Origin of the sequence: Streptomyces oryzae, from assembly GCF_017676365.1 — a bacterium.
GTDB classification, from domain to species: domain Bacteria; phylum Actinomycetota; class Actinomycetes; order Streptomycetales; family Streptomycetaceae; genus Streptomyces; species Streptomyces oryzae.
In genome coordinates this window covers 1-6,771 of the sequence record NZ_JADKMA010000283.1, presented here as the reverse complement: position 1 = coordinate 6,771, position 6,771 = coordinate 1, and the positions used below count along the sequence as shown (strand labels likewise).

The 6,771-nt window shown below is 70.1% G+C and carries 6 protein-coding genes; 2 read left to right on the top strand and 4 right to left on the bottom strand.

Translation table 11 applies throughout. The annotated features are described in order from the left end of the window. Positions 1 to 1,060, top strand: a 1,060-nt coding sequence (locus tag ITI46_RS32370; RefSeq protein ID WP_209243514.1) for a hypothetical protein, incomplete at its 5' end; no start/stop codon positions are given. Between the two features lie 10 nt (positions 1,061 to 1,070). On the opposite strand, the gene ITI46_RS32365 is transcribed toward ITI46_RS32370, so the two are convergent. The 3 genes from ITI46_RS32365 to ITI46_RS32355 all read right to left on the bottom strand — a co-directional run bounded on the left by ITI46_RS32365 (position 1,071) and on the right by ITI46_RS32355 (position 4,147). Further along, positions 1,071 to 1,988, bottom strand: a complete 918-nt coding sequence (locus ITI46_RS32365) for an NADP-dependent oxidoreductase (RefSeq protein WP_209243513.1) — start codon at positions 1,986 to 1,988, stop codon at positions 1,071 to 1,073. A 178-nt stretch (positions 1,989 to 2,166) separates the two neighbouring features. After that, positions 2,167 to 2,574, bottom strand: a complete 408-nt coding sequence (locus tag ITI46_RS32360; RefSeq protein WP_209243512.1) for a hypothetical protein — start codon at positions 2,572 to 2,574, stop codon at positions 2,167 to 2,169. A 394-nt stretch (positions 2,575 to 2,968) separates the two neighbouring features. Continuing rightward, a complete protein-coding gene (locus ITI46_RS32355; RefSeq protein ID WP_209243511.1) occupies positions 2,969 to 4,147 on the bottom strand; it encodes a helix-turn-helix domain-containing protein in 1,179 nt (392 codons plus the stop codon). 342 nt (positions 4,148 to 4,489) lie between these two features. On the opposite strand from ITI46_RS32355, the gene ITI46_RS32350 reads away from it, so the two are divergent. Continuing rightward, complete coding sequence (locus ITI46_RS32350) at positions 4,490 to 5,527, top strand: methyltransferase domain-containing protein (RefSeq protein WP_209243510.1); 1,038 nt, start codon at positions 4,490 to 4,492, stop codon at positions 5,525 to 5,527. Positions 5,528 to 5,552: 25 nt separating this feature from the next. Here ITI46_RS32350 and ITI46_RS32345 read toward each other — a convergent pair whose 3' ends face one another. Then, complete coding sequence (locus ITI46_RS32345; RefSeq protein ID WP_247746931.1) at positions 5,553 to 6,554, bottom strand: hypothetical protein; 1,002 nt, start codon at positions 6,552 to 6,554, stop codon at positions 5,553 to 5,555. Positions 6,555 to 6,771 lie beyond the last annotated feature (217 nt).

Sequence of the window (6,771 nt, the reverse complement as noted above, 5' to 3'; positions counted from 1 at the left end):
GGCTCTCGCATTCGTCGAGAGCCCCGTCCAGCTCCTCAACGTCCTGGAATGGGCGCACAATCACCCCGCCCCCGACACCGCGACCCCGCTCACCCTCGTCGTGCTGCCCCCGAACGACCCCATGACCCGGGGCCAGCTGCGCCGGATGGCCGAGCTGGCCCGCGACGAGGGCATCACGGTCAGCTGGCAGGAGGCGCGTGACGGCATGGGGGGCGCCGTCAGCAGCCTGCTGTCACTCGCCCGCAGACTGCGCAGGGCCCGCACCCTGGTCATCGGCGACCCCTTCTCGCGCTACGTCCAGCTCCTGCTCGCCCTCACCCCCGCCCGCGCCGAGCGGCAGATCACCGTGGTGGACGACGGCACAGCGACCATGGAGTTCGTCTCCCAACTGGCCCGTGGCGAACGCTTCGTACGCTGGCACCGACGCGGCGTACGCGGAGGAGCGCGCGGCCTCCTCTTCGCGCCGGTCTCCCGCCGCGCACGCCGCCGCCTCACTCCGCGCCCGGACGGCAAGCGCCCCGTCGAGGTCTTCAGCTCGATGCCGGTGGAGCCGCCCGAGAACGTGACCGTCACGGCCAACGAGTTCGCCTGGACCCGCGCCAGGTTCGGTCCGCCGCGTCTCACCCAGGGCGCCGACCTGGTGGGCACCTCCCTCGTGGAGACCGGCGTGGTGGACACCGAGCGCTATCTGGAGGCTGTCGCCTCACTGGCCCGCGAGTACGGCGCCACCCGCTACTTCGCCCACCGCCGTGAGAGCAGCGAGAAGCTCCAGCAGGTCAGCGCCGCCACCGGCCTGGAAATCGTCCGCCCGGACCTGCCGCTCGAACTGGTCGCCCGCCGCGGCCCCGTCGGCCGTACGATCCTCAGCTTCCCCTCCACCGTCGTCCACACCCTCCCCCTCGCCCTCGCGGGCACCGCCGTGACCGTCGCCGTATGCGACGTCGACCCGGCATGGCTCACCCGCAACGCCTCCCCCCGCGCCCAAGGCTTCCTGGCCGGCGTCACCGGCACAGCCACCGGCGCCCACCGCCTCCCCTCCACCCCGGGCCCGAGCGCGTGAGCAGTCGCGGCTAGGGCAGGAGCACGATCTTGCCGTGGGTGTGCTGCTGTTCCAGCTCGCGGAAGGCGTCTCGCACCTGTTCCAGCGGGTAGGTACCGGCAATCGGCACCTCCAGCTGTCCCCGCGCGGCGAGCCGGGCCAGCTCGCCGAGCACGACCGCACTCGCCGCCGCGCCCTCTCCGTAGGTTCGCGCGCCGACCTCGGCCGCGGCCTGCCAGTCGCGGATCGTGTTGATGCGCTCGGGACGCACGCCCAGCTCCACTGCCAGTGCCACGTAGCCGTCGCCGAAGGTGTCGATGAACGCGTCGACCGTGCCGCCGGACGCCTGACGGACCCGCTCGGCCACGCCTGGCCCGTACGCGACCGGGAGGACACCGTGCTCCTTCAACCAGGCGTGGTTCCGCTCGCCTGCCAGCCCGATCACCGTGGCGCCGCGCCGCCGCGCGAGCTGCACGGCAAGCGACCCGACGCCGCCCGCCGCACCGGAGACGACGACCGTGTCGTCCGGGCCGGGGTCCACGGCGAACACGGTGGCGTAGGCAGTCGTGCCGGCCACGTACAGCGCCCCGGCGACCTCCCAGGCCAACTCCGCAGGACGAAGGACCAGATTCACGTCGTCGACGACGACGAACTGCGCATGGCTGGCCCGCCTGTGGGTGAAGCCCAAGACCTCATCGCCCACCGCGAATCCCCGGACGTGCGGCCCGGCCTCCACCACGACGCCGGCCAGATCGCTGCCCTGCCCGGAGGGAAACGCGGCCGGCCAGCGTTCGTGCAGCCCGCCCGTGCGGATGTGTGCCTCGCCGGGCTGGATCCCGGCCGCGCGGACCTCGACCAGCACCTGACCAGGACCGGGCACCGGCCGCTCCACCTCCTCCACTCGCAGCACATCGATCCCGCCGTACTCGTGAAACCGCACCGCCTGCATTGCGTGATCACCGCACTTCCTCGTTCGGACAGGGCTTGGACGGCCGCGTGCCGGCGGGCCGGCGTCGACCGTGCCACCCCTTCAAAGAGCAAGCGCGGACCCGTATTCCCAACAGCTCGCCCCATGGTCCTCGGCGAAGTCGTGGAAGGGGGAACAGCACTCGTGCCACGACGGCTGGTCAGAACAGCCCGAGCTGCGAGCGCAGCGCGTCCTCTTCCGGGTCGGCCAGCGCCCAACTGTGCTCGCCCGCATGCTCGTTGAAGAGCACGCATGCCTCGTCGGGATCGGCGGGGTTAAGGGCGGCGCAGTCGGGGAGGCTGATCGCTCCAGATGGCTGTCGGCCACCGGACCAACAGGCCCAGACCTCACCCGGGGAGTCCATGGGCAGACTTCTGGCGAGCCCGTAGTGCCTGCCCGAATGGTCCGCTTCCAAGGCGCAGCGCAACGCGCCATGCAGCTCGCCTGGCCCGGCTTCGGGCAGGTCTCCGGGGATCACTCGCAGGGCGGCCAGGTGGGCGGGGTGCAGTTCGATGTGTGCTCCGCAGACGCGGTGTTCCACGGTGCCGTGTTCCTTCCTGTCAGGCATGGCGCTTCTCCGGTTGTGGGCAGCAGCGGGCCCGGATCACCGTGGTGCCGGACTTGTCCGTGGTGGTGGTCAGTTGAAGTCGCTTGCCGCAGATACGGCAGCAGCCGTAAGCCCCCTCGCGGCCTCGCCCGAACGCGGGGGTGAGGTCACGAGGCACGGATACGCCCCCGCGGGGTGCGTGCGCACTGGCACGGCCGATAGATCAGCGACCAGGGGCACAGTCGCAGGCATGCGTATCCGGCGTCCGTGACGTGGTGCACCCGACTGTCGAGATTCTGGCGACCCATGAGTCAACTCCGTGACGAAAGGTATGCATTCAGCTACATCGTCACGGCGGAGTAATGCCCGAACTACCAATGCCTGTTGATAGCTCGGGCCTGAGACTCACAGCGCGTCAGTTCTTGAGCCACGCTCCAAAAGAGAGAAAGCTGTCCGGCAAGCGACGCTTCGCCGCCTCAAGTCCGGCAAACGTCTCGCGCACCAGCGGGTGCAGGCGAGTCTGCTGCGGAGCGACGGACCGCGCGAGCTTGAGCGAGCCGAACGCGTCGTCGTTCCGGCCGATCACCATCTGAGCCCGGGCAACTTCTGCGTGATGGTGTGCGACCCGGGAAGCAGGCAAGCCACTAGCGCTCATCTTGCTGGCGGCCTCGACCGCTTCGGCATATCGGTCACGCTCGGCGTAGGCGCTCACACGGTGAACCGCAACGTTCTTCGGGCCGAAGCACAGCCACCGGACCGTTTGCTGCTCACCAGTCTTGGCGGCATACCGCTCGGCCTCAGCGAGATGCTCGTCGGCCCGGTCGTCACCAGCGCGTGCGTACAGGACGGCCGCCCCGAGGTGGAGTCGCCCCGTGACCACCTCGCGCTCCACTCCGGGATCCGCTTGTTCGACAGTCCTCATGCCGGATTGAACCAGTCGTAGCCCGGTCCGATAGTCGCCACCACGCAGGTACACCAGGCCGCGCATGCACTGGCGCACTGCGCTGCCTATCGGATCAGACGCGCGAACACTCGCCCACTCCATACGTTCCAGGGCGATGGTGCACAGGTCCAGCATCCCGAACTTGGCTGCGACATCATGCCCAGTGCGGTACGAGGCGGCCAGAGCCTTCCACGCCAGCTCACTGTCGGCCTCATGAGCAGCTGCGGTCAGCTCCGTGAGGAGCCCAGGGAGGGCGGCGGTCACCTGGCGCAGTTCAGCACGTCGTGCAGCAGCGCACAGGCGCTCACTCTCGGCGTGCAACTCGGCCACACTGCGCGGCCGGACTTCGGGGTCCGCGCCGACGTCGTACAGGTCGAGCGCTTCCCGGAGGGGTTGGATCAGTCCGTCGACCTGGTCCGCGCGCAAGTCGTCCATATAGGGCTGACCGGTCAGCTCAGTCACGGGAATCGAGAGAGCTCGGGCCAAGGCTCCGAGGACGGCTGGAGAGGCGGCTATGGCACCCTGTTCAACCTTCGTCACGGTGGAGTAGGAGACCGACGCTCGGGTGGCCAGTCCTCGCTGCGTCAGTCGCCGTGTCTTTCTCGCTCGTGCAACCCGTGCGCCAGTGCTGTCGTCAGGGTGTGGGTGCATACCAGACTCCTCGTTCCGACCTGGACACTCAAAACGGTACGCCCCCGTGGGCCCGCAAAGCGATGTCCTGGCGTCTGCTCCGCTGGGAGCAGGGGCAGTTGGCATTCCGAGGCAGCAACGCCGCCTGCGACCGACGCCGTCGCGGCGTCTCCTTGCGCATCCGTGCGCCCTTGCAGCGCCGTCGCCCCTTTTGCCAGCCTCAGCCTGGGTAGTCTGCGAAGGGAGAGCGGCCGTGGACCGGCACAGGGGCGAGCCCTCGGATCGACCGTACGAACCGCCCGATCCCAGTCCGGATGGTTCCGGGCCCAGTCGGCCCGAGGACAACGACGACGACACCGACTGATGACCGGCACACAACGCAACCGCGCCCTGCTGGACCACCTCCAGCATGCCGGGCACCTCGCCGGACTGTGGCGTCCGGCTTTTGAGGCCATGCCGCGCCACCGGTTCATCCCCGACCAGGTGTGGCGCCATGGCGAGCGCACTCCTGTGGACCGGGAGGCGGACGCGGACTCCTGGTGGGAGCTGGTTTATCGCGATGAGCCTGTCATCACCCAGCGCGCCCCCGACGGGACGCCGACCTCCTCCAGCTCGAAGCCGTCGATGGTCGCGGCGATGCTCGGCCATCTCGACCCGCAGCCGGGAGACGCGGTGCTGGAGATCGGCACGGGCACGGGGTGGAACGCAGCCCTGCTCACCCACCGCGCCGGCCCCGGTCGCGTCACCACCCTCGAAGTCGACCCCGCTGTCGCGCGCTCCGCCGAGCAGTCACTGCGACAGACCGACCAGTCGGTCCGGGTCGTGTGCGCGGACGGCGAGCGCGGCTGGCCGGGCGCCGCCCCGTATCAACGCATCGTCCTCACCTGCTCGGTGCGCGCTGTTCCCGCCGCGCTCCTTGCGCAGAGCGCACCGGGCGCAGTGATCGTGGCCCCGATCTGGGGTGCGGGTCTCGCCCGGCTCACCTCCGAGGGGAACGGCACCGCGCAGGGCCGGTTCGTGGCCGGCGCGGACTTCATGCCCTCACGCGCGCTCGGGGCCGCCGTCGTCCGCCCCACCGGGCCGAGTTGGAAGTCTCCGACCGAGCTGGACCCGCGCTGCGTGGCCGACCTCGGCTTCCAGGCGTACGTCCACATGCGGATGCCGGGTGTGCGTCTCGCCGGTGAACAGAAAGACGGCACCTACCAGGCGTGGGTCGAGGACGGACACGGATCGGCCGCTCACGCTGACGGCACGGGGGCGGTGTGGGAGTGGGGCGAGCGGGCCTTGTGGGAGGAGTTGGAGAAGGCACACACGGACTGGGAGCGTGCGAACCGTCCCGGGCCGGAGCAGTACCGGGTCACGGCGGGCCCGGACGGACAGCGGATCGACTTGGCGAGGTAGCCCCGGCCGCCGGGGCGCAACCCTGCTATGTCCGGGACGCTCGGCCGCACCCCTGTCCCTCGGCTTCGCGCATCCGCTCGTCCATCGGGCGGCTCCGGTCATACGGATCGACTTCCGGTCCGTTCCCGGTATCGGCCGGCTGCCCGGGGCCGAACTTCGGGTTGAGGTAGCCATTGAAGCGGTCGCACCCGCCGTTGGTGGTGTCCAGCTTGTACGACACGACGGAGAAGGTGCCCGGCTGCGTCCTCACCTTGGCGGGATCGTCCCAGCTCATCACCGTTTCGCGCCGCACGATCGTCCGCGCGACCTGGTCGCTTCCCTCCTCGGCGGCGGTGACCGGGTACACGTACGTGACATCGGCCGTGACCTGGAGCGCTCCACGCTCGCCGGCCTTGTAGGTCACCCGGCCGCGGGTCTTGACCACATCCCCGGCGAGCTTCACCTTCGCCGGGTCGAAGCGGCTGAACAGCAGGAGCGGGTTGTTCTTCCGGCTCGGGTCGCGGAACGCGGTCCGCAAAAGCTGCTGTACATCCTGCTGACGCGGGTTGATCAGTGCGATTGCCTTGTCCGGGCGCTTTCCCCGCAGCACGCCGGCGTCCAGGCTGGACGCCGAGAGGAAGTCACGGGTCCGGTCCAACGCCTGGTCGACCTGCGCTTTGCTCATCCACCCGGTTGCCCGCGCCGTGGGAAAGCGGATGCCCGCCAAGCCGTCACCCCACCCCTGCGCCGGCGATCCTTTGAACGGCTCCTCCAGCGTGGGCTGCTGCGCGACGATTGTGCTCGGCGCGGTGCCGCCCTCTTGACGTCCGGAATGTGTGCCGTCGCCACCGGGGAACCACCCGACCACCCCGGCCGGGTCCAGTCCCACCGCCACGAGTCCGAGCACGGCCAGCAGCCCTGCCCCGAACCAGATCTTTCGCCCACGGCGGCCGGTCCGCCGCTGCTTCTCCCGTGGCCCGCTGCCCAGTTGGTACGTGCGCCAGCCCGTCGGGCGGTCAGGTTCCTCGCGCAGCCTCCTGGCCACCATCCTCGCCCGTGCCGACGGCTCCTTGGGCGCCGTATCCGCCCCGGAGGCGGCCTCCTGAAGAAACCGCTCCCATTCCTCGTCCGATATGGAGGAACGCAGCCCTGCTCACCCACCGCGCCGGCCCCGGTCGCGTCACCACCCTCGAAGTCGACCCCGCTGTCGCGCGCTCCGCCGAGCAGTCACTGCGACAGACCGACCAGTCGGTCCGGGTCGTGTG